Here is a 22,871-nt window from a genome sequence, read left to right on the forward strand (position 1 = left end):
CATGAACTTTTGTACATCTGAAAATTTGCTCAAAGAATGGGCTTTTGGTGATCTAAAAGAAAATTTTTCAAAGATCGATCCATTCCACTTGAATTGTTTAAAACTGTCCAGCTCTTTCGATGCTTTTCTTTCTTTTTGGATTAAATACAATCTTGCTTGTAAGATACATTCTTTTCAGAAAGACAATTCCGAGTCCAGTGACAACGCGCAATTTCTTTTTCATAACATTGATCTAATGAGCAGAATTGATGACTACGATCAACTGCGGACGCAAATAAATTCTTCTATTGACTCTGTTATCTACGACTGGGCTGTTATGGAATGGAGTAGCAGGTTAGAGGCTTTATATATTTCCAATAAATCTTCTCTGGATTCATACAGCTTTGAGTTGTTACGTAACTCGGATCAATTAATGGCTGCAGAAATATACTATCGCTTGGTTTCGGATGAACAGCCGTTTGAGAGTTTGTCGTGGTCTTTTGGTCAGGGAGCAGAGAAAAAACATGGTGGAAAATTTGAAAATATGAAAGCTAAAGATATTCCAATCAGCATTATTCAGATTTTGAAGACATTAAACACTGGGCAGGTGGCAAAGCCTCGCAAATTAGGAGGTCTATATACAATTGTCCGCCTAAATAAATTTCAAGATGCTAAGTTTGATGATCTCACCAAGAAAGAAATTCTTGAATTTCAGATAGATGAATTTTTGATCTCGTTGAAGGAATCACTACTCAGTACTTTATAATAGTATTTGATTCGACAATGATTTGGCCTCCACCGACGGGCGCTTGAGTGGCCACCAACAACTTGTTGCGCAGCTTAGAGGCTCTGCGCCTTTCAATCTGCTAAGTGACTCTGAGTGCTCTAGTTGGCTTGAGCCTTCTAAAATTCTGAATTTAAGTCCTGGGCAGACAATATTATCTCCTAATATACTTCAAGATCGTATATATCTCCTCGTCACTGGGAGTGTTAGATATTTAGTTAATAATGAGGGGGTTATTGAAACCCTTGCGAAGCGTGGATCAGGTCAATTTTTAGGTTGGATCTCTCTATTGCGATGTGTTCCCACAGAATGGGTATCTGCGTCTGAAGATAGCTTAGTGCTTGCATTAGATTCAAATATTTTTATAAGCCTGTACAAATCAAATTCAGCGTTCCAAGCATGGTTCTCACGATTGAATAATGTTCAAGAGAGTTATGCTGTTGCAAAAGCTGTTCTTTCCTTATCACCAGAATTAATTGATGGTTGGCAGAAGAATTTGTTGCCCATGGCAGAAAATTCTATTTCCACTGTTAGTTCACCCGGTTCTCCATTTGTCCCTCCGAATAATCTAGATGATAATTATATTTGGTTTGCTAGTACACCTAATATCCCCGGCCTAGTCGTTGGTCAGCGTATATTGCCAAACCAATTCTTAGCTTCCCGTAACGATTTCAATCTGCAATATCGAATTATTGGTTTTCCGTTGAAGCCAGGATTAGGGCTATCATTAGATTTTGTACAATCACTTAATGCTGATTCGTCTCCGCTAGAAGAACTAAATTCTTCTTCTCTTGAGACTTTAGGAATTACAGAAGCAGATAAACAAGATCATAATGATCTATTTCCTGTTGTTCGGGGCAGGGGGGCTATCAATGAGACTTTAGCCGCGTGCGAAATGTTGTCACTATCTCTTAAAATACCCTTTAGGCGTGACACTCTTAAAAAAGTTTTAGAGTCTCAGTTTCGAAGAGATAAAGTACTTTCGCTTGAGCTATTGGGTGGACTTTGTGAAATCCTTGGATTGAGAACTCAGCTCGGCTCAGTAACTATTGATAATTTTTTAGGTGTTGAAGCGCCCATACTTCTTTTGCTTGAGGGCACTGCAGTTATTTTGTATAAAATATCTGGTGAAACAGCCATTATTGGTCACCCTAGATTTGGGTTAGTTAATTATAGCCTTGATGAATTAAGGTCTATGTTGGGTAACCAAATAAGATTTGCAGTACCTAGAGCAATCTCAACCACTCCCAACAGTCGGTTTGGATGGAGTTGGTTTTTGCCTTTGGTAACAAAATACAGGCGATCTTTAGTGCTTGTATTTGCATCTTCTTTGTTAGCTCAATTGTTTGGTTTGGCAATACCCTTGCTAATCCAGCAAATTATTGACAAGGTATTGACGCAGGGGAATATGAGTAGTCTCAATGTCATTGGGTCTTTGATGATTACTCTGGCTGTTTTTCAGGGTGTTCTTCTTGCGTTGAGAACTTATATTTTTGTAGATACTACTGACAGGATGGATTTAACTCTTGGCAGTGCTGTTATTGATCGGATGTTGTCCCTACCTTTATCCTTTTTTGAAAAGCGACCTGTTGGCGAGTTGAGTCAGAGGCTTGGAGAGTTAAATTCAATCCGATCTTTTCTCACAGGTACAGCACTGGTAAGTGTCTTAAACCTTATTTTTGCGGCTCTTTATCTTGTCGTTATGTTGATGTATTCACCGCTGCTCACAGCCGTAGCTCTTAGTACTTTCCCCCTTTATGCACTTATAGTCTTTGGCGTGGCACCATTCTACAGGTACTTAATTAAACAACGTGCAATAGCACAAGCTCGTACTCAGAGTCATTTAATTGAAGTTTTGACTGGTATACAGACAGTCAAAGCACAGCATTTTGAACTTACCGCTAGATGGAAATGGCAGGATAGGTATAAAGATTTTGTATCTGAAGGGTTCAAGGGAGTTATTTTGGGTACAACTTCCGGAACAGTTGGTTCTATTTTAAACCAGATTAGCAGCTTGCTGGTTTTGTGGGTTGGTATGTATTTGGTGTTGCAAGGTGATTTAACCCTTGGAATGTTGATTGCTTTTAGAATTATTGCAGGTAATGTTACTGGCCCTCTAATGCAACTGTCTGGACTTTATCAGGGCTTCCAGAAAGTTCAGGTCTCTATGGAAAGGCTTTCTGATGTTTTAGATCAGAATCCCGAAACTTGCACTGCAGATACCACTTCCCAAATTGCTATGCCCGCAATCACAGGGGCAGTTCGTTTCGAAGATGTCAAATTCCGTTTTGGAGAGTCCGGCCCATACCAGTTGAATTCTGTTTCGCTCTCAGTTGATGCTGGTCAGTTTGTAGGCATTGTTGGTCAGAGTGGAAGTGGTAAGAGCACTTTAATGAAATTGTTGCCAAGGTTATATAGCCCTGAATCTGGTCGTATTTTTATCGATAACTTTGATATTGGGAAGGTAGATATCTCTAGCCTTAGAAGACAGATTGGAATTGTCCCTCAAGATTCTCTGCTTTTTGAGGGTACTATTGCTGAAAATATTGCACTCAATGACCCTCAGGCAAGTGACGAGTCAATTATAGAAGCTGCAAAAATTGCCTGTGCACATGATTTTATTATGACCCTTGGGCAGGGTTACGCAACTCCTCTCAGGGAAAGGGGTAGTAATCTAAGTGGTGGTCAACGACAACGTATAGCTATAGCAAGGACAATTCTGGCAAATCCTCAATTGCTAATTATGGATGAAGCTACTAGTGCTCTCGATTACAACACTGAAAAGCAGCTTTGTTTAAATCTTCAGGAATGGGCAGTAAACAGATCAGTTTTCTTTATTACTCATCGCATTAGTTCTATTAGAAATAGTGATTTAATTGTCGTTATGCATGATGGCCAAATTGTCGAACAGGGCACTCATTCAGATTTGATTGAAAAAGCTTGTCGTTATTATACGCTTTATAGGCAACAGTCTGATTGATTAATTAAACCCTGAAAAAAAAAATTACTCTTTTTATTCTAATGTAAATTGTTCACATCGCCCTGGCGGCAAACGTTTTTTTACAGATGATTCCCATATTTTCCTCTTATTTATTGTCCTGTAAATTCCGCTTTTGTTGCTGCCTTCGACTTGGATGGCAAGTGTTAGACATATACACCATTGTATTTCAGTGACTGTTGGTTCAGATTGTTCAGTATTGCATTGGTCTAATAATGTTATGTGATCTGTCGATGATTGCCTGTTTCGCTCTTTTTTGTCTGGCGCAAGAGTATATCTTTGCTGAACTACTTGCCCTAAATGTTTGGAAGGAAAACGTTATTCGTTGACGTACACGTCTTTCCTGCTTGTTTAAAGCACCCCGAGAGTTTTGGTGAAATCCTTCCGGGAGCTCTATGTCTATGGGTAAGTCTTAACACTTAAATAAAAACTGACGTCTTTAATTTTTTGAGATTATTTTTTTTGCCATCTATCCCGTATTTGATTTGCCTGGCTTTTGTGGAGCTTTGAGATATGCTTGAATTCAGGTAATGGCACATATTTTGGCTTTATTCCATCATCTTATGTAGCCAGAGGGTCATTGTTGTACTTGTTCAAGTAACTAATATTTTGCAGATCATTCACTGGTGGTTTTAGTCAATACGCATATGTATATCCCCTTATTGACGGCGTGATCTTGTTGATTTAGACACTTGAAGTTATTTTTTTTGTATTGGCTGCTATGGGGATTGATTTAGTTGTTGATGATGGATGGACTCATGGAAAAGCCTATTTTTACTGTTCGCTCAGCTCCTGCAGAGCAGGGTAAAAAAAAACCCTGCAGAGCAGGGCAAAAAAAAACCCTGCAGAGCAGGGCAAAAAAAAACCCTGCAGAGCAGGGTAAAAAAAAACCCTGCAGAGCAGGGTTTGATTGTTGATTACGGAAATCAGGCTTGGCCTGAGAAGGTCACAGCGGCAGCAGATCCAGCCATAGTCAATGCACCACCACTGAGGTCACCCAGACTGATGAGAGCATCATCGGCAGTACCTGCAGCACCACCTTGGATGAACAGGTAATTGTCTCCACCCTTGGTTTCGAACAACACACCGCCATTGGTAGTACCAACAGTCAACGTATCAACGGTCCCCATGATTGCAGTCACAGAAGAGACGCTGGAATCACCTGAGAGAGTGAGAACGTTGCTTGCGATGTTGCCACTGAAGGTGGTGTTGCCCAGCAATCCAATAGCACTTGCTTCGGTGACTGTGGTAGCAGTCACATCAACACCGATGAAGTCGGCATTGAGCGTCGTGGTGTTACCAGAAATACCGGCGCCCTGGAGGACAAAGCTGTCGAAGCTTTCCAGGTTTGACTCTGAGAACGAGCTGTAGGAGAGGGTTCCGAGAGTTTCACCGGAACCAACAGTTGCATCCGCGGAGAAGTTGATGGTGTCAGCACCAGCACCACCAAAGATCACAGACTTGGCGTAGGTGTCATCTTCAGTGACGTTGCCGATCTTGATGCTGTCATTACCAGCACCGCCAAGGATGTTGGCAGTTACGTCTTCTTCGTTGGAAAGAACGATGATTGTATCGTTGCCATCGCCACCAGAAATACTGACGTCAGCGGCGTAGCCGGAAATGTTGATCAGGTCAGCACCTGCATTACCAGCAATTTTGTAGAGAGCGCCATCGCCACTAACAGTGATGGTGTCAGCTCCGCCGTTGCCGCGAATGGTGGAGTCAGCACCGATACCGTCTATCGTGATCAGGTCTTGGAGTTTTCCGCCGTTGACGATGGCGGTTGTTCCTCCAGCAACGGTCAACGCAATCGTGTCACGTCCGTTACCACCTTGAACTGTGGCTGCAGTCGCGAAAGTAACGGTTGAGGCGGAGAACTTGTCGTGACCGTCTCCCAGAGCGATCGAACCAAAGGTGCCTGCTTCAAGGACGACTTCGTCAGCTCCAGCGCCCATGCCAATGGCTGAGTAGACGCCTAAGCCACCGCTGATACGGAGAACGTCAGCACCAGCATTGCCCTTGACAACACCAATGTTAGATCCGGAAATGTTGATGGTGTCAGCGCCGGCACCACCAATAAGAGTGTTAGGCCCTGCGCTCTGAAGCATCAAGGCATGAGCGTCGATTAAGTCGTTGCCTTCACCTGCACGAACTTCAATGCCAGCAGCGCTTGAATTTGCAGCTGCACCCTCGGTGAGATTAATGGTGTCGTTGCCAGCAAGACCCAGAATTGTTGAGCCCGGGACTGCGGCTGACTGAATGAAAATGGAATCTGAGTCAACCGAGGCCGTAGTGACGACTCCGGTGCTGTCGACGAAAAAGGTCGCCATGAGAACGGAAGAGATACAGACACTGTACCCCGGGAATATAGAGCGAGGCCGTTAGTGAGTCAATGCTGAGTGGTCAGCTCAACACCAGACACAGCCTCCCAAGAACTGAGAGAGTTCTCTAGCGAAAAACTCCCTAAATTTCTTTTAAAGCGTAACTTCATATTATCTCTTCTAAGCTTAACTGTATCAATGACTCTTGTGACAATTTCTTCCGTGGACCTATGGTCGACTCTCGTGACACCCTCGCACTCTCGTACAAACTCGTCGAGTGCTTCGATATCGCTCACAAGTAAGGGGCATCCCGAAGCCAGTGCATCCACCAGGCTCCAGCTTGGAACAAAAGGATGAGTAAAATAAATATGGCAATCGCTACTTTTTAGCCAATTTATGTATTGAGCTTCTTCCATGTAACCTTTCCACTTAACCATGTGTGCGACCGATTTGAAATTCAAATATTCTTCTGCCCATTCTTTCCATGTATTGTGATTTTTCGGTTTTGATCCGTAGAATGTGCCTTCGAATCCAGCAATATCTATAGTTACTTCACCAACTGTTGAACTAATTATTTTAGGAATTGCCGTTATAAATTCCGGAAAACCCCTAAATGGGTCCATTCCTCTTGTTCCATATGTAATTTGTATTCTGTCATTGTCAAACTCTTGGTATTCACCTTGAAATTTTTTGGTATCTACCCCATCAAAAATTACATGACAATTCCTTCGCAGCAATGGTGGTAATTGTTTTTTTTGCCAACTAGTTGGTGCAACTATCACATCAGAGCATGCAAGCTCATGTGAAACATAAACATTTCTTTGCCAACACTTCCGTATTGAATTCTTACTAATGCCGACGTATTTATTTTTCTCATTATACGTAAAAAACTCAGACTCTGGATTGAACCACCATTCCAGATAGGCAATGTGATGTGTTCTAGGCCATATCTCCTTAATACAAAGTCCACACCCCCATCCTGAGTGACTTATTACCACGTCCGGATCCCAGCCACTATTTTTTAATGCCAAACACCCCTCTCTGTATTGCTCTGACATTTTCTTTGTTTCACCTAATAAACCTAAGTTCTCCTTTTTAAGACTTTCGTGCCCGAATTCACCTTTTAGGGTTAGGCGTTGTACGCCTTCAATTTTTCTATTAAAGTGCGTTTGGCATAAAAATTTCACTTCGTTGCCATATTTGGCAGCCGCAGTTGCAAGATATTTAAATTGTGCAGGAAAGTTTGGATGTAGGAATAATAGTTTCATTTCGTTGTGCTACACTTGTTTGAGGTGTTGATGATTCTGTGGGACTGCCATCAGCTATACGAGCGCATGCAGATAAAAATCTTGCGCTAGCTGCAAAGCATTATCAAAGAGCGTTAGATCAGAAAGATTATAAACCATCTTTATTCCAAAACTACGGAGCTTTGCTCCGTGAAATTGGTGAGGTTAAAAAATCAAAAGAAATTTATGAACTTGGACTGTCAATTTTTCCTGACGAACTTTCCATACAACGTAACTATGCCAACTTGATTGTATCTGAGCACCCGTTAAAAGCTCTGCCAATTTATTTTAGGCTATTGCATGAAGAGCTGGCTTTGGAGAAACAAACCAGTTTTTATTTTATTTCTATCTCATCAATCCTTCGGTCTTGCAACGCTTTCGACTGGGCACTTGAAATCTGTAGATCTGCCGTTCTGCTGAATGGTCTTTCACCGGACTTGGCCATTGAGATAGTTAAAATTTTTCAGGCTGGCAGAATACAACAACTCTCAGACAAAAGTCTTGCAGATATTGAGGATATTTTTGCCAATATCTTTCGCTCATCACCTGTATTGACACAAGCAGAGTTCCATTATTCTTTGTCATGGCTTTATTTTCAAAATTCAAACCTTCCCTTGGCTATTAAATATCTTACTTGCGCTAGATCTGCATTGGAAGCTGGTGTTGTGAGTATGACCCAAGCCGATGCAAATTCTGCCATCAAGTTGAATGATGTAAATAGTTGGAATGCATCGACAATACTTTTACAAAATCAAGACTTTGAACTCGGTTGGAAACTTTTTGATTTTGGTTTACGCGCAAAGGCAGTAGGCCCCCAAGCCTGGCAACGTGCCCTTCCCAAGCCGTTTACTCATAACCAAATTCCTCTTTGGCGAGGCCAATCATTGCTAGGAAAATCACTCCTGGTTCTCGAAGAACAGGCTGTTGGTGATGTAATGCAATTTATGAGTTTAATTCCTACTATTCTTGAAGAGTGTTCACATGTAGGCATACTATTATCTGATCGGCTGCTACCAATTTACAAACGTTCGCTCGTACAATATATATCCAATGGTTCTTTGTCGTTGTATAGTTTCGCTGATTCAAGGAACAATATTTTAGATTCAGGAAAATTCGACTATCAGACACCTATTGGATCTATATGTCAATACAGATTTACATTACCTCAAAATTATGGGAATCATCTTCCTTGTCTTATCGCTAATTCTGTTGAAGTTGATCAGTTGAAGAGTACCTACCTGGACAGCGCTTCCAGCTTTAAGTCTATAGTTGGTATCAGTTGGCGTGGCGGTGGCACTGGGTCAAGAATTAAACAAAAATCTTTTCCGATCGAAAAGTTTGCCCAACTAATTTCCGGTTTTGATGACATCTTATTTGTTAATCTGCAGTATGGCGATTGTGAATCAGCCTTGAAAAAACTTAGATCATTCAAAATAAATATTATTTCGGATGATAGCATTAATCCTCTGAAGAACATGGATTCCTGGCTTTCTCAGGTTCAGATTTGTGATGCCGTAATCAGCGTAGCTAACACCACTATTCACGCATCTGGTGGGCTTGATATCCCCACGATGTGTCTTTTGAGCCAACATAGTGATTGGCGCTGGATTAAATCACCTAAGGTCGACCAAAGCTACTGGTATCCCTCTGTAGGCATTGCAAGACAAAATGATGATTCATCTTGGGATCAAGCAATTGTAGATACTCGATCGTGGCTACGGAATGGCACGCCGATTCAATGGTCAACGCCTTTCATTGTATGATGCTAGTGCTTTAATACTTTTATGGCTGTTTCCTCAGACGTTCTAAACCTCTTTAATCTGGGTAAATATCATCAAGCAATATCAACTTACTCTTCAATGCCTGAGGGTGATAAGTCCCCCATCTCTGATAGCATTCTTGCAGCCTGTTATTTTAAGCTTGGGGAATTCTCGGAAGCCAATCAATTATTAATAAAGATCGAGCCCTTTCTTTCCGAAAACTCTGAGTTCCTCACTTTGTATGCATCCAATTCTCGCAGATTGGGAGATCTTGAGAAATCAGAGAATCTATTTAAGCAGGCACTTGATATTAATCCTCAGTCTGTTGAAATAAAGAATAATTATGCCAATCTTCTCCTTGATTTGAATAGGCTAGATGATGCTTACATGATTTTACAAGAAATCGTACGCGATAATCCATCATATAATGATGCCATTCAAAATCTTAATCGCGTCCAGTTTCGAATTGAGCAGAATAAAAATCGGTCAAGCAATCCCGAATCAATCAACAAATCTATCATTTCCTCAGGTTATCTTACTTCCTTCTCTCTTGCGGATCCCTTGCTTCTGGCTTTTGCTGAGAATGAGGTTAATTACTCATCCAAAAGGTATAAACTTAGTTCTGACGCCAAAGCTCAAGCATCAATTATCCCTTCAACGGATAATTTAAAATTAGAGGCTGATTACTTTGCTGTCTTAGAGCAATCAATCAGCTCGGGTGAGTTTGAGTTCGCACTTAAACTATGCTCTCAAATTGTTGAAAAACATGGTATCTCCTCTTCACTATATGACTACCTTTCTGATATCTATTTGAATCTCAAGCGATTTCATGAGTCTGAAGTCTGTTTGCTTCATGCTTGTCAACTTGGAGGAATCTCCCCAAAGAGATGCCTTAATTTAGTCAGTTTCGCATGTATGCGTCAAGATTATAAGCTCGCCAATAATTATCTTGAGCAAGCAGCTTCTATCGATCCTAGTCATCCTCAACTACAGGCTATATCAGACCTAGTTGCGAAACAAAGTAATTCGGTGCTTCAGCAAACTTTTGCTTCATCTTGGCATGTACCTGAGTTAAAGGAACAATGAGTGAATCAAAGCTCTTGCTCAAAAGACGCTTTTGGTTTCTTGCGTTTCCAGATATCAAGAAGCCAATTGGCGGCATAAAGCAGATCCATCGTATTTCTGAGGTTATCAATACCTTAGGTTTCTCCTCTTACATTGTCCAAGATCATTGTGATTTTAAGCCTTCTTGGTTTACGAGTAATATTGAGGCCGTCTCTAAAGTTGATTTTTTTCAAACAATTAAGCTCGATAAGCTTCGCGATGTTATTATTCTACCTGAGACTTTTATTAGTGCTCTAAAGGAAATTTATCCTTCTATACCAAAAATAATTTTTAATCAAAACGGTGGATATACGTATGGAATCCAGGGCGCTAAGTATCCTTCGCCTTCTCATATCCACAACTATTACCACGATCCGATCGTCAAGCAAGTTTGGTGCGTCTCCGAATTTGATAGATTATTTTTAAGTAGGGCTATGCAGCTGCCGACATCGAAAGTCTTTCGAATCTTTAATTCAGTTGAGTCGACCTTAGAACAGCTTCCATTAAAGAAAAACCTAATTTGTTATATGCCCAGAAAAAATAAAAATCATTCTGATGTCGTTATTGAACTGCTAAAGAAGCAATCATTCCTGGAGGGCTGGAAAATCCTCCCAATAACTGGACTCTCACACAGTGATGTATTGAATGTATTATCTTTTTGTCAGTTTTTTCTTTCCTTCGGTCACCCTGAAGGATTTGGTTTGCCAATAGCAGAATCTCTATCACTTGGTTGCTCCATTGTTGGTTACAATGGTCTTGGTGGTAAGGAATTGTTTGACTTCGCTGGGCGATATGGGTGTTCTTATTCAGTAGATTACGGCGATTTCTATGGTTTTGTGCACGGTTTGTCTTCTCTTATTCATGCCTCCCAATTAAATTCTTCTGATTATATCTACCAGTCCACCAAGATGGCTGAGCAGATACGGTCTATTTATTCTGAGAGCTCCATGACTAATTCAGTCCTTGATGCTATTGAAGCAATCGCGATCTAGCATATATATTATTTCATCTTCTGATCATTATCTTTGTCTCCTTGTAAGTTTTTGCGGTATTTATACTTTAAAAGTGAAAGCAGTTCGGTTGCTCTCAAAATTGTGAGTATTTCTCCTTGATCATGTTTGCATTTGTCTGTCTTTTCGATTGCCTTTGCATGAGCTATCTTTGCGCTAATTAACTCTCTTATTATTTTTAATAATTCTTCTTCGGTTCTCTCGTTTCGCATGCAAGACAATTCTCTTCTTAATATCGCGCAATATTCTTGCGTTAACGATATCGAGTAATCGTCATCGGATTGAATTGTGCTTTCCCTTATGTATTTTGTTTCTATTGTTGTTAGCAATGGTGCTGTTACTCCGATGATTATATCCCGTGATACCATTAGATTTCTGAGTGTATTGTCTAAAGGTTTTAGAGGGCCATCGCTTGAAAATGATTTGAGCAATAGCTGATGAATTTTGTTAATCTTGCTATTATGAATTATGCATGAAGATGTGCATCCAGTATACACATTTTCTAGTAATTTTACTGTGCCTTTCTTGAGATTGCTCTTGTATTCTCCGGCGTACGCTTTGTATACTGATGGATTCACATACATGTCTGTAAATATTATGTCATGACCAGTTCCTTTATTGTTCATGTTGCTAATTACTTGAAATAGTGATTTTCCTAGGCGTGCATCATCTTCGATTATATGTAAATAGTGGTATTCTTTTTCCGTCTTTTTTGATTCCTCTTCGAGTATTTTTAGCCATGATTTCCAAAGGCCCAGTTCTCCGACTGCTAAAGATCTTTCACTCGCCTCTTCCTGCATGCCCCTGATTGCTGCAAATCTTTCGTATTCGTTTTCTTTGTCGATTGAGGACAAGTGGTTAAGCAGCTCATTTCTTCGCTTGCCTTCAGTGTCTAAGTTGATGTAAATGCCTTTTATTTTTTTCATCATTCTATATTGTTTATTATTTCGTTGATGCTCCTGGCCTTGGCCTTTGAAAGCATATTATTTCTTGTTGAGGTTATACCCCTCCTGTGCCTTTTCCAAGCTTTCCTCGCCTCTTGATCCCTCATTGAGTAAAGTACCATTGTTTCTTCCTGCTACCTCGCATGTTCAAGCTTCTGCTGGGTGATCCCAATGCCCGCAAGCTGAAGCGGTACCAGCCGATTGTATCCGATATCAATTTACTGGAAGAAGAAATCGCACCTCTTTCCGATGATGGGTTGCGTGCCAAAACGCTTGCCTTTCAGGAGCGCCTTGCCAACGCCGGCAGTTTGGACACCCAACGTCCGATATTAGACGAGATCTTGCCTGAAGCCTTTGCGGTCGTACGTGAGGCCGGCAAGCGCGTGCTTGGCATGCGCCATTTCGATGTGCAGCTGATCGGAGGCATGGTCCTTCACGAAGGTCAGATCGCCGAGATGAAAACTGGCGAGGGAAAGACGTTGGTCGCTACCCTGCCTAGTTACCTCAATGCACTTACTGGACGTGGCGTTCATGTAGTCACTGTGAACGACTACCTCGCCCGCCGTGACGCCGAGTGGATGGGGCAAGTGCACCGTTTCCTCGGTTTATCTGTGGGCCTAATCCAACAGGACATGCGCCCTGAGGAAAGACGGCGCAATTACAATTGTGACATCACTTACGCCACCAACTCCGAGCTTGGTTTCGATTACCTCCGGGACAACATGGCCGCGGATATTAGCGAGGTTGTGCAACGGGAATTCCAGTACTGCGTAATCGATGAGGTTGATTCGATTCTCATCGATGAAGCCCGCACCCCCCTGATCATTTCCGGCCAAGTGGAGCGGTCACAGGAGAAGTATCAGCAGGCTGCACAGGTGGCTGAGGCGCTCGACCGTGCCTCCGAAATGGGTAAGGATGGTATTGATCCCGAAGGGGATTATGAAGTTGATGAGAAGCAGCGAAGTTGCACTCTTACCGATGAGGGTTTTGCTAAGGCTGAGCAGATGCTTGGCGTTCAGGACCTGTTTGATCCTCAGGACCCTTGGGCCCATTACATCACTAATGCCCTCAAAGCTAAAGAGCTGTTTGTCAAGGATGTCAACTACATCGTCCGCGATGGTGAAGCTGTCATTGTTGACGAGTTCACCGGGCGGGTCATGCCTGGTCGCCGTTGGAGCGATGGACAGCATCAGGCGATCGAAGCCAAGGAAGCGCTGCCGATACAGGCCGAAACCCAGACTCTTGCTTCGATTACTTATCAGAACTTCTTCCTGCTTTATCCCCGCTTGGCAGGCATGACCGGTACGGCCAAAACAGAAGAAGTGGAATTCGAAAAAACCTACAAACTCGAGACCACGATTGTCCCTACCAACCGGGTTCGCGCTCGGCAGGACTGGGCTGACCAGGTTTACAAAACCGAAACCGCTAAATGGCGGGCCGTTGCCAACGAGACTGCCGACATCCACAAAAAAGGCCGGCCGGTGCTTGTGGGTACTACATCAGTCGAGAAGAGTGAATTGCTCAGCTCACTGTTGGCTGCACAGGAAATACCCCACAACCTCCTCAATGCAAAGCCCGAAAACGTAGAGCGGGAATCCGAGATCGTGGCTCAAGCCGGTCGGTCCGGTGCCGTCACTATTGCTACGAATATGGCCGGCCGGGGTACCGACATCATCCTTGGCGGAAACAGCGACTACATGGCTCGTTTGAAGCTGCGGGATGTTTTGCTGAGCCGTCTGGTCAAGCCGGAGGACGATCACAAGCCACCGGTGCCACTACAGCGCAGTGCAGCAACCGGTGGTTTTGCTGATTCCCCTGCGACAACTCTGCCCCGCAGTGGTGAGAGTCTTTATCCCTGTCTCCTTACCCTCGATACCGACCAAGCTCTCGGCCAGTTGGCCCGTGATTTGGTCAAGGCTTGGGGCGATCGTTCTCTGACTTTGATCGAGTTGGAGGAGCGCATCTCGACCGCTGCTGAGAAAGCACCCACTGAGGACCCCCATATCCAGGCCTTGCGCGAGGCGATCGCACGGGTCAAAGCGGAGTATGACGCTGTGGTGAAGCAGGAAGAAGCTTTCGTGCGCGAGGCCGGTGGCCTGCATGTGATTGGCACTGAACGGCATGAGTCCCGCAGGGTGGACAACCAGCTCCGGGGCCGGGCCGGTCGCCAGGGAGACCCTGGATCCACCCGCTTCTTTCTGTCCTTGGGAGACAACCTGCTGCGGATCTTCGGGGGTGATCGCGTTGCCGGTTTGATGAATGCCTTTCGTGTTGAAGAAGACATGCCAATCGAATCCGGCATGCTCACGCGCTCACTGGAAGGTGCCCAGAAGAAAGTTGAGACGTACTACTACGACATTCGCAAGCAGGTGTTCGAGTACGACGAGGTGATGAACAACCAGCGTCGTGCGGTCTATTCCGAGCGTCGTCGCGTGCTTGATGGTCGTGCCCTTAAGAAGCAGGTGATCGGCTACGGAGAACGCACTATGGGAGAGATCGTCGAGGCGTATGTAAACCCAGATCTTCCGCCGGAGGAATGGGATCTCGACCAACTAGTGGGCAAGGTGAAGGAGTTCATCTACTTGCTAGAAGATCTCACCCCAGACGAGGTCCAGGGCCTAGGCATGGAGGAACTCAAGGCCTTCCTGCATGAGCAACTGCGCAATGCTTACGACCTCAAGGAGGGCCAGATTGAACAGCAGCGTCCGGGCTTAATGAGAGAAGCTGAGCGTTTTTTCATTCTTCAGCAGATCGACACGCTTTGGCGTGAACATCTACAAGCGATGGATGCGTTGCGCGAGTCCGTTGGCCTCCGTGGTTATGGCCAGAAAGATCCTTTGATCGAGTATAAGAACGAGGGCTACGATATGTTCCTGGAGATGATGACTAACATGCGCCGAAATGTGATTTATTCGATGTTCATGTTTCAGCCCACCAAAACTCAGGGTCAACCTTGAACTGATAATGTCCGGCATCGTTAATTGGCATATCGGGCGTTGTGGGAGCAGCGTTTTGGGTTCGCTTCTGGCGCAACATCCCTCTATTGCTTATTCCAACGAGATTTACTCCTGTTATATGCCTCGTCGTCGAGGGACATCATCGCTTCTAGCTATCGATTCAGTGCTCAGGCTTGCTGAGAAGTCCGTCTCGGAAGACGAGCTTCATTTCTTTGAAGTGAAGCACTTGCCCGACCAAAATATAGGGCTTTATCCACAATTGGAGGTTCAAGACTGGTTGAATTTCTTTTTAGCTAAAGGCTACAAGCATCATCTTCTGATGTGTAGGCGCAATGGTTTGAGGAGGATCGTTTCTCACTTACGGGCAGCTCACTCCGGACAATATGTTCTTGGTTCCTCCAGTTCAGTTGCGCAGAGCTCACCGATCACAATCCCTTTGAATGGGATAGTCCATGGTTTTGGTACCCGCACACTGGTGGGCTGGCTTGAGGAATATGAACGAGGCCATAAAGTAATGCAGGATTGTCTGGATGCTATGCGGCAATCTCATCCTGGTTTTTCCTGGCTTGAGCTGGTCTATGAAGATCACATTGAGCCCGATCCGTATATCGCATATCGGGATGTTTGTGGCTTCTTGGGTCTTTCTTTTGTTGACGTAGGTCTGCAGCAAAGAAAAATCAATTCAGGTTACTTGGTTGACTTAATTGCTAATTTTGAAGAAGTTCGAGAATGCTTGTCTCCTACACGCTTTGCTTGGATGTTGAGTGAATGAGCTCCCTTCTTTTTGTTCATATCGCTAAGGCTGGAGGTACTTCTCTGCGTCGTTTATTGAAGTTACATGAGGAGATATCTCGCTTTGACTGTTTTCATAATGGTTTTTTGCTCCGCTTTGAGAATGCCCGTTGTGTTGGTAGGCATCGCGCTGAGCTCAACTCTTTGGAGCAGTACGACATTGCTGTGATTGCTTTGAGGCATCCTGTAGATCGCTTGCAGAGCTGTTATCACTATTTTCTTTCTGGAGGTTTGAATGGTCGCGGGAAAGGGGAGTTTTTAGGTGATCTTCGATGCCAAAAGTACTTGAAGTCTGTTGCGCCAACCTTTTCCACTTGTACTCAGAGGCTAGATTCGATCTCCACTCGAATACCTCATTTTCTTCCTGCTAGTTACTGGCTTGATTCGTTGGCTAAGCCTATTGCGAAATCCATATTTTGTTGTCGTCAGGAGTCCTTCGCTGCTGATGTGAATGGTCTATTCAAAGCTTTAAATTTGCCGTTGTCCAGACCGCTTGAGCATCGAAATAAATCTGCGAATTCAACAGGCGCGATACTAAATATTTCTGGTCATGATCTTCAATGTATTAAGCATTTTTATTCTGCCGATTTTACTCGATTTGGTTATGAAACTGATTTCACTCAGTCATTGCCATTGGTTCAGTATTGGGATCAGCCTGAGCCTCCCGACCTTATTGCTCGTCGAATGGAAGTGTGTAAGAGTCTGAATCCAGGCTGGGATTACCATCTGTTTAATCGAAAAACTGCCGCTGGTTATTTGAAAATCGTGTATGGCTCCGATATTGCTTCCGCCTTTTTAGATATCCGCCTCCCAGCGATGCAAGCTGATGTCTTTCGTGTTGCTTTTTTATTGCATTCTGGTGGTTTGTGGGTGGATGCAGCAACTTCTTTGATTCGACCCGTTGAGACTTGGTTGGATCGACGGCATTCCCTGCAAATGCTGCGCCGTTCTCATCAGGAGCACCCAAAAATTTCTTCCGGAGTGATTTATGCGTCTCGACCTGGTCTGCCATTGCTCAAAGCAGCCTGGGAGGAAATGGTTCCGCGGCTGCTTTCTCGATCTGGGGCCAAGGTCTATCGAGACTTCGGCCCTGGTCTTTTCCGCAATTTGATGGGCTCAAGTCCAAACATTGCTTTTGGGCTATATGCGGTTCCAGAAGCGTTGCTTGAGGGTTTTTTGAAACTTGGTTCCAGTGGAAATATCCTTTCTTCTGATTATCACTGGTCGAAGCGTCAACAGAGTGAGTCGCTTTACTTCAGCGGTGAGTGACCATCGGCTGCCCACGCTAAGAACGAGGTTTCGTAGTCAGGACGTTTCTGGACGCCCCGAGGGATTGTTTCGTTCATTTGTTTGTATAAGCCGGCTTTTGAACATCTATAAAACACAGAATGTTGGTCGAGATGCTGTCTTTTTACTCCTGACTTTTTCAGGTGATGCAGCATGATCCGATCGCCGATCAGGTGGCCATAGGGCGGCATCAGCACCCATTGGTGCAACAGGTGAAAGGCGCCACGGCCCAACAGCATGGCGTTGGTGTCGATGAAGCGGTCCGGATTGGTAAGCGGGCATGGGCCCATCACTGTGCCGTCCAGGCGGCAGAGGGTGCGGCTTGAGGAGACAAAGTCCGCGTGATGGTGGTCCATCTCCGCTAGAAGATTGGCGATGTGGTCGGACCCGTACCAGTTGTCGGCATCGAGGAAGGCCACGGCATCCACTCCCAGGCCGATGGCGTGATAACACCCGATCAAGCGGGGTGTTGAGCCGATGTCCCCATGGCTGCGCGGTAGGCGTACGTGTTCGGCACGCCAATGGTTGATCCGTCGGCGAGGGTGTCCATCGGCCACCAGTACGTGCAGGCAGGGCTCGCTCTGTGCCTGCACGCTGTCGTGGCACTGTCGCAGCTGGGCCAGAGGTTCCTTGTAATAGGGAGTGATTACGGCCACCCGGGGCAGGGGATTGCCGAGGGCTTTCTGCAGCCGCCGGTCGTCGATCAGCTCACCGCGAACCAGTTGGGCTGCGATCGTGGCAGGGTTGGGACGGAGGCCGTCGTAGTAGGCCGGCAGGGTGCCCTGTTGGAGGTGATTGGCGTAGATCTTGCGCCAGCTGTCGCCGATGCCTGGGCTAACGCGTTTGTTGCGTTCGAGGGCTTCCGCTCCCTGACGGATCTTCTTTTCCAGCTGGCTGTAGCTGCGAATGGGGACGTGAAGGATCTCGATTGAGGCGTCTTTGATCGCTGCGATGGGCTTCCCATCCACGCGAGCCCCATGGTTCCCGTCCGTGATCTCCACGCCGGGATGGGCGCGATGAATCAGTTTGGGGGGCAGAGGTCGGCCAAGACTGTTGCGGGAGACCCGTTCGCGCAGGGTCTGGCGCTGATAGAAGGGCCGCTGATCCTGGCCATCTTGCGGTGGTGGCAGAAAGTTGGTGCGTTCCACCAGCAGGCCTTCAACGCTTTCGGGGAGCTGGGTCAAGGTGGAGTTGAGGTTGCCGTGTTGCGTCCACCAGAACTCATCAGCATCGCTGTTGATCACCCAGTCCGCCCCCATGGCCGCTGCCATGCGTGCCATTCGGGTCACCCACACGGCCTGATCGTGGGTGTGTTCCGCTTCCTGCAGCAGCGTCAGCTGGCCGCGCCGCTCGAAGCGCTGAAGGATCTCCAGACTGCCGTCTACCGAGCCGTTGTCGGTGGCGATGATCCGATCCACCCCTTGGGCCAGATGGAAGCGCAACATGCTCTCGAGGATGTCGGCTTCATCCCGGCAGAGCAGTGTGAGCACCAGCATCATTTGGTTGCCCTCTTGGTTCGTTTGGGTTTGAGCTGAAGCTCCGGCCTTGGGCTGACGCGTCCGTAGTACCAACGCATCTCCGGCGTGAGGTTGGTCAGCGGCAGGTCATGGGAGGGGCCGATAGCGAGGCAGGCGTCGATCAGTTGCTTGAGCTCTAGGTCGCTGAACTCCGCCTTCTGTTGTTTGTACTGGAAACAAGGGAAGTCTTCGTGGTGCAGCTGATTGGCGAGGGCCATTAAATCGGGATGGTTGCGGATTGCAGTCAGGTCCGCTGCCTCCCGTCGACCTTCACCCTCTCCCACGGCGCGGAGTCGCTTCCGCAGGCTCTTGGGCAGAGAGAGTGTCTCCCCCAGCTGTTCGAGATCGCTGCTGAACTGTTCGCAGCGGACCAGTTGATCCACCATCGGGCGTTTGCCGAAGTGGGTGAACCAGTGGATCGGAAACCCATGCACCCAGCGCAGGTCATGGGCATCCATCGCAGCCGGCAGTCTCCTGAGATAACGCAGAAGCTGTTCTTCGGAGGGTGGCTGGCTGCGGACCTGCACCTCAGTTGCGCGGCTTTTCTGGCGCAGGTGTTCCCGACAGGCGGAGGCCAGGCGGTCGTAGGGATGACGGATGCAGGCAATCACCTGGTAGCGGCGCAGCCACCGCCACAGTCGGGTGTGGCGCAGATCCATCAAAGGGCGATGGGCCAGGTCCACCTGCCGTTTCAGCACCGGGTCGTAGCCGAAGTCGAACCAGCTCTCCATGCGTCGCTCTGCGCCGTCCTCGAGAAAAGCCCTCCGTAATGCGGTGCCCGCACACTTGGGAATGTGCAGAACCACCAGCTCCAGATCGTGATCAACGATCACTGGTGGTGTCTCCGAGGAACTCCAGGATCTCCCGGTCTTTGAGGTTTTGCGATTCACCTCGACAGGTTTCCCGCAATGCGCGGCCTTCCGCTACTTCCCTCAGGCATCGCTGCAGGTTGCCCACGGTGCTTTCCAGTTCATCGATCCGCTCCATCAGGTTGCGGATCACGTTGGCCTCCGCGTCTGGTAGCGCAGAGTGGGCCAGGGGATTGATCCGCACGCCGCTTTGGTGGATTACCCGTCCTGGGATGCCCACCACCGTGCAGTTTTGATCCACGTCTTTCACCACAACCGACCCGGCGCCGATGCGGGTGTTGGTGCCAATCGTGATCGCTCCCAACACCTTGGCTCCTGCCCCGATCACAACGTTTTCGGCAAGCGTGGGGTGGCGTTTGCCGTGCTCTTTGCCGGTTCCTCCCAGGGTCACTCCCTGGTACAGCAGGCAGCGGGGACCAATTTCGGCGGTTTCGCCGATCACCACCCCCATGCCGTGGTCGATGAACACGCTGTGGCCGATGCGGGCGCCGGGGTGGATCTCAATGCCGGTGAGGGCACGGCCGATCTGGCTGAGGAAGCGGGCTGCCAATTTCAGGGGCAGGCGGCAGGTCCAGAGGCGATGGCTGATGCGGTGCAGGCTGATCGCCTGGAATCCGGGGTAGCAGCAAACAATTTCCAGCCAGCCGCGGGCAGCCGGATCGCGCTCGCGAATGATCGCGAGGTCGGCACGGATGTGATCAAACATCGCAGAGGGGTCAGCTGGCGGCCGCTGGGGTCTGCAGCCCAATCTCCTTGCGGAGTAAATCGATCGTATCTGTGCTGAGGTAGCTCTCGGCGCAATGCACCTGGGGCATCCGCATCAGCTGGGAGCGGTTTTGGCGCAGGCTCTGCTCCACCAAGGGCAGGCTCGGTCGATCACAGAGCACGTGGCTGGAGGCCCGCAGCAGGGCGAGCAGGCGGCTGCCCACATCAGGGGTGGCGGTCATTAGCAGCAATTCGTTGCCACGCATGGAGTGGAGAATTACCTCTGCGGCCCTCAGAATGCCGGGGCTGATGCTCACCAGACCCACGCAGCTGCCGGGGCGCAGTTCCTTGAGCATGGCCAGTTCCTGTCGGAAGTCGTTGAGGTCAACGGCCACCGCACGAACGCTGTGTTTCTTGGCCAGCTCTTCCACCGGTTGGAGAAAATAACGGCTGGTCACCACCGTGCCGTTGCTGGAGTTCTCCAGAACGCTTTCCAGCTCCTCCAACGGCACCACTTCCACCGGCACATCAAGGCAGGGTTCCAGTTCCTCGGCAATCAGCATTGAGGCGCCGATGTCTTCCCGTGGCGTGCTGACCAGCACGCGAGCGCCGCAACGCAGGCGCCAGTCAATTTCGCGGGTCAGCAGTTCCCGGGTTTGCTGCAGCGTGCAGCCTGCGTTCAGCAGGCCATCCACACACTTGCGCACTTCCCGGTCGAGGTCGGTGACGCCGCGATTGCGGATGTGTGGCGGTGTTTTGATCTCCCGTGGTTTCTGCTGGTCGCGCACGTAGATGCCGGAACCGGCCATGGCTTCCACGACGCCATCGGTTTCCAGCTGGCGGTAGACCTTGCTGATCGTGTTGCGGTGCAGTCCGGTCTGCATGGCCAGCTGCCGGGTGCTGGGAAGGCGATGCCCCGGTGGGTAATGCCGTGCTGCGATCGCAAAACAGATTTGGTTGTAGAGCTGTGTCGACGCCGGAATGTCGCTTTCCTGCTGGATATGGAATCGCACGCCGGTGGGACAGGTCTGAATGCGGCCACCATACGGAGCGAATTGCCTGGTGACAATTGGGGGTGTGTCCTATGCAGTTATGGAAAGTTCTGAACTGGTTGCAGGCGAGTGGATTGAGATCCTGAATGGACCGGTTTCTTTGCGTTGCTGGTGGGCGGAGCGGAAGCCCGGCTTGAACGATATTGCATCAAAATCGTATATTAATCGTGCTTATATCGTGCTGCCCGAGGTGTTCGGCGTGAATGCTTGGGTGCGCAGCGTGGCGGATCGCCTGGCCGCCCATGGCCATCCGGCCCTTGCGGTCCCTTTGTTTGCCCGCACAGCACCCGATTTGGAGTTGGCCTACGAAACGTCCGATCTGGCTCAAGGTCGACGCCACAAGGACGCCACCACCACCGAGCAGATCCTTGCTGATGTCGCCGCAGCGGTCAGCTGGATAGGGGGGCGTTGCCCTCAGGCTGCCATCCATGTGGTGGGCTTTTGCTTCGGGGGGCACGCCGCCTTTCTGGCGGCCACCTTGCCCGGGGTTGAACATGCCTTTGATTTCTACGGAGCGGGCGTGAGCCGGATGCGGCCCGGTGGTGGCGACCCCTCCTTAGCACTGTTGCCCGAGGTTATGGCACGGCTCACCTGTGTGTTCGGCACGGCCGATCCCCTGATCCCCGCTGAAGATCGGGGGGCTATTCGAGCGGCTTTGCGCAAGGCCGATCCCGCCGGCGAGCGCTTGCGCTCTGTGGAGTGTGTCGGTGCTGACCACGGCTTCATGTGCGAAGCCCGCAGCAGTTTTGATCCTCAGGCCTCAGCCCAGGGATGGCGCCTGCTGCTTGGTGATGTCCCTGCGGTTTAGCCCTGGGGGCTGGCCACCTTTGCGGCGGTGGGCCTTGGCGGCGCTGGGATGGTGCGCACGGCCTTGTTGGCAGCTTGCTCTTTTTCCTCCTTTTTCACCAGCGGCGTTTTGCGTGGGGTGAGGAACATGATCATGTTGCGGCCCTCCCGCTTGGGCGCCTGCTGGATTTCGGCTTTTTCCTCGAGGTCTTTGGCCATCCGCCGCAGCAGGGTTTCCGCCAGCGCCGTGTGCTGAATCTCGCGGCCGCGGAAGATCACGGTGCACTTCACCTTGTCGCCGGCCTTGAGGAAGCGCTGGGCCTGACCGATCCGCACGTCGTAGTCGTGCTGGTCGATCTTGTAGCGCATCTTGACCTCTTTAACTTCGGTCTGGTGCGACTTCTTCTTGGCCTCTTTGGCTTTCTTTTCCTGCTCGAACTTGAACTTGCCATAGTCCATGATCCGGCACACCGGTGGGTCGGCTTTTTCGCTCACCAGCACCAGATCCAGTTCCCGGTCACGGGCCACTTCGAGAGCTTCTTCCCGGCTGATCACGCCCAGCTGAGCGCCGTCTGAGTCGACCACCCGCAATTGGGGGTAGTTGATCCGGTCGTTGATGTTGGGCAGCTCCCGAACCGGGGCACGACGGTCAAAACGGGGACGTGGTGGCATTCAGGCGGTGACGGGGACAGGTGCAGACCACTTCGGTGGATACAACGT

Annotated in this window: 17 protein-coding genes; 9 read left to right on the plus strand and 8 right to left on the minus strand. The window is 48.1% G+C overall.

Annotation, left to right across the window (positions count from 1 at the left end; genetic code table 11):
* Nucleotide 1: 1 nt before the first annotated feature.
* Nucleotides 2-745 carry a peptidylprolyl isomerase gene (locus FZZ90_RS05775; protein WP_226424780.1) on the plus strand — a complete coding sequence of 248 codons (744 nt, stop codon included), beginning with the start codon at nt 2-4 and terminating at the stop codon, nt 743-745.
* Nucleotides 746-767: 22 nt separating this feature from the next.
* On the plus strand, nt 768-3,743 hold the full coding sequence (locus tag FZZ90_RS05780) for an ABC transporter transmembrane domain-containing protein (protein ID WP_226424781.1): 2,976 nt from the start codon (nt 768-770) through the stop codon (nt 3,741-3,743).
* 944 nt (nt 3,744-4,687) lie between these two features.
* Here the strand turns inward: FZZ90_RS05780 and FZZ90_RS05785 are convergent.
* Both FZZ90_RS05785 and FZZ90_RS05790 read right to left on the minus strand, forming a co-directional pair.
* A complete protein-coding gene (locus tag FZZ90_RS05785) occupies nt 4,688-6,091 on the minus strand; it encodes a hypothetical protein (protein ID WP_226424782.1) in 1,404 nt (467 codons plus the stop codon).
* A gap of 59 nt (nt 6,092-6,150) precedes the next feature.
* Nucleotides 6,151-7,350 (minus strand): hypothetical protein, encoded by a 1,200-nt coding sequence (locus FZZ90_RS05790; RefSeq protein WP_226424783.1) that lies wholly within the window; start codon nt 7,348-7,350, stop codon nt 6,151-6,153.
* Nucleotides 7,351-7,388: 38 nt separating this feature from the next.
* On the opposite strand from FZZ90_RS05790, the gene FZZ90_RS05795 reads away from it, so the two are divergent.
* From FZZ90_RS05795 to FZZ90_RS05805, 3 genes are read left to right on the plus strand one after another with little or no spacing between them, the layout of a single operon-like run.
* The gene (locus FZZ90_RS05795) at nt 7,389-9,131 is read left to right on the plus strand and encodes a hypothetical protein (protein WP_226424784.1); all 1,743 of its coding nucleotides are present in this window, start codon (nt 7,389-7,391) and stop codon (nt 9,129-9,131) included.
* Nucleotides 9,132-9,152: 21 nt separating this feature from the next.
* Nucleotides 9,153-10,214 carry a tetratricopeptide repeat protein gene (locus tag FZZ90_RS05800; protein WP_226424785.1) on the plus strand — a complete coding sequence of 354 codons (1,062 nt, stop codon included), beginning with the start codon at nt 9,153-9,155 and terminating at the stop codon, nt 10,212-10,214.
* On the plus strand, nt 10,211-11,224 hold the full coding sequence (locus tag FZZ90_RS05805; protein ID WP_226424786.1) for a glycosyltransferase: 1,014 nt from the start codon (nt 10,211-10,213) through the stop codon (nt 11,222-11,224). The genes FZZ90_RS05800 and FZZ90_RS05805 overlap by 4 nt, the downstream gene beginning before the upstream one ends.
* A gap of 8 nt (nt 11,225-11,232) precedes the next feature.
* On the opposite strand, the gene FZZ90_RS05810 is transcribed toward FZZ90_RS05805, so the two are convergent.
* Entirely contained in the window at nt 11,233-12,096 is an 864-nt protein-coding gene (locus tag FZZ90_RS05810) for a hypothetical protein (RefSeq protein WP_226424787.1), read from the minus strand.
* Nucleotides 12,097-12,329: 233 nt separating this feature from the next.
* On the opposite strand from FZZ90_RS05810, the gene secA reads away from it, so the two are divergent.
* Genes secA through FZZ90_RS05825 form a run of 3 tightly spaced genes read left to right on the plus strand, consistent with a single transcriptional unit; the run spans nt 12,330 to nt 17,204 of the window.
* Nucleotides 12,330-15,143, plus strand: a complete 2,814-nt coding sequence (gene secA / locus FZZ90_RS05815; protein WP_226424788.1) for a preprotein translocase subunit SecA — start codon at nt 12,330-12,332, stop codon at nt 15,141-15,143.
* Nucleotides 15,144-15,150: 7 nt separating this feature from the next.
* The gene (locus FZZ90_RS05820) at nt 15,151-15,915 is read left to right on the plus strand and encodes a hypothetical protein (protein WP_226424789.1); all 765 of its coding nucleotides are present in this window, start codon (nt 15,151-15,153) and stop codon (nt 15,913-15,915) included.
* Nucleotides 15,912-17,204, plus strand: a complete 1,293-nt coding sequence (locus FZZ90_RS05825; RefSeq protein ID WP_226424790.1) for a capsular polysaccharide synthesis protein — start codon at nt 15,912-15,914, stop codon at nt 17,202-17,204. The genes FZZ90_RS05820 and FZZ90_RS05825 overlap by 4 nt, the downstream gene beginning before the upstream one ends.
* Here FZZ90_RS05825 and FZZ90_RS05830 read toward each other — a convergent pair.
* Genes FZZ90_RS05830 through FZZ90_RS05845 form a run of 4 tightly spaced genes read right to left on the minus strand, consistent with a single transcriptional unit; the run spans nt 17,186 to nt 21,326 of the window.
* Nucleotides 17,186-18,718, minus strand: a complete 1,533-nt coding sequence (locus FZZ90_RS05830; protein WP_226424791.1) for a glycosyltransferase family 2 protein — start codon at nt 18,716-18,718, stop codon at nt 17,186-17,188. The two genes, FZZ90_RS05825 and FZZ90_RS05830, sit on opposite strands and share 19 nt — an antisense overlap.
* Nucleotides 18,718-19,572, minus strand: coding sequence for a sulfotransferase family 2 domain-containing protein (locus FZZ90_RS05835; protein WP_226424792.1), 855 nt, complete (start codon nt 19,570-19,572; stop codon nt 18,718-18,720). Before FZZ90_RS05835 ends, FZZ90_RS05830 begins: the two co-directional genes overlap by 1 nt.
* A complete protein-coding gene (gene cysE / locus FZZ90_RS05840) occupies nt 19,562-20,314 on the minus strand; it encodes a serine O-acetyltransferase (protein WP_226424793.1) in 753 nt (250 codons plus the stop codon). The genes FZZ90_RS05835 and cysE overlap by 11 nt, the downstream gene beginning before the upstream one ends.
* 10 nt (nt 20,315-20,324) lie before the next feature.
* Nucleotides 20,325-21,326: a GntR family transcriptional regulator gene (locus tag FZZ90_RS05845; RefSeq protein ID WP_011363122.1), complete on the minus strand. Its 1,002-nt coding sequence runs from the start codon at nt 21,324-21,326 to the stop codon at nt 20,325-20,327.
* A 217-nt stretch (nt 21,327-21,543) separates the two neighbouring features.
* Between FZZ90_RS05845 and FZZ90_RS05850 the strand changes: the two genes are divergently transcribed.
* Nucleotides 21,544-22,173 carry a dienelactone hydrolase family protein gene (locus tag FZZ90_RS05850; protein ID WP_370631033.1) on the plus strand — a complete coding sequence of 210 codons (630 nt, stop codon included), beginning with the start codon at nt 21,544-21,546 and terminating at the stop codon, nt 22,171-22,173.
* Here FZZ90_RS05850 and infC read toward each other — a convergent pair.
* Entirely contained in the window at nt 22,170-22,823 is a 654-nt protein-coding gene (gene infC / locus FZZ90_RS05855) for a translation initiation factor IF-3 (protein WP_226424795.1), read from the minus strand. The genes FZZ90_RS05850 and infC overlap by 4 nt on opposite strands.
* Nucleotides 22,824-22,871 lie beyond the last annotated feature (48 nt).

This window comes from Synechococcus sp. MU1617 (genome assembly GCF_020514235.1).
Taxonomy (GTDB): domain Bacteria; phylum Cyanobacteriota; class Cyanobacteriia; order PCC-6307; family Cyanobiaceae; genus Parasynechococcus.

Bases quoted from the DNA above. Each gene is read 5' to 3' on its own strand.
- secA (WP_226424788.1), top strand. From the start codon at position 12,330: ATGTTCAAGCTTCTGCTGGGTGATCCCAATGCCCGCAAGCTGAAGCGG.
- FZZ90_RS05825 (WP_226424790.1), top strand. From the start codon at position 15,912: ATGAGCTCCCTTCTTTTTGTTCATATCGCTAAGGCTGGAGGTACTTCT.
- infC (WP_226424795.1), bottom strand. From the start codon at position 22,823: ATGCCACCACGTCCCCGTTTTGACCGTCGTGCCCCGGTTCGGGAGCTG.
- FZZ90_RS05805 (WP_226424786.1), top strand. From the start codon at position 10,211: ATGAGTGAATCAAAGCTCTTGCTCAAAAGACGCTTTTGGTTTCTTGCG.
- FZZ90_RS05800 (WP_226424785.1), top strand. From the start codon at position 9,153: ATGGCTGTTTCCTCAGACGTTCTAAACCTCTTTAATCTGGGTAAATAT.
- FZZ90_RS05785 (WP_226424782.1), bottom strand. From the start codon at position 6,091: ATGGCGACCTTTTTCGTCGACAGCACCGGAGTCGTCACTACGGCCTCG.
- cysE (WP_226424793.1), bottom strand. From the start codon at position 20,314: ATGTTTGATCACATCCGTGCCGACCTCGCGATCATTCGCGAGCGCGAT.
- FZZ90_RS05820 (WP_226424789.1), top strand. From the start codon at position 15,151: ATGTCCGGCATCGTTAATTGGCATATCGGGCGTTGTGGGAGCAGCGTT.
- FZZ90_RS05830 (WP_226424791.1), bottom strand. From the start codon at position 18,718: ATGCTGGTGCTCACACTGCTCTGCCGGGATGAAGCCGACATCCTCGAG.
- FZZ90_RS05775 (WP_226424780.1), top strand. From the start codon at position 2: ATGAACTTTTGTACATCTGAAAATTTGCTCAAAGAATGGGCTTTTGGT.
- FZZ90_RS05790 (WP_226424783.1), bottom strand. From the start codon at position 7,350: ATGAAACTATTATTCCTACATCCAAACTTTCCTGCACAATTTAAATAT.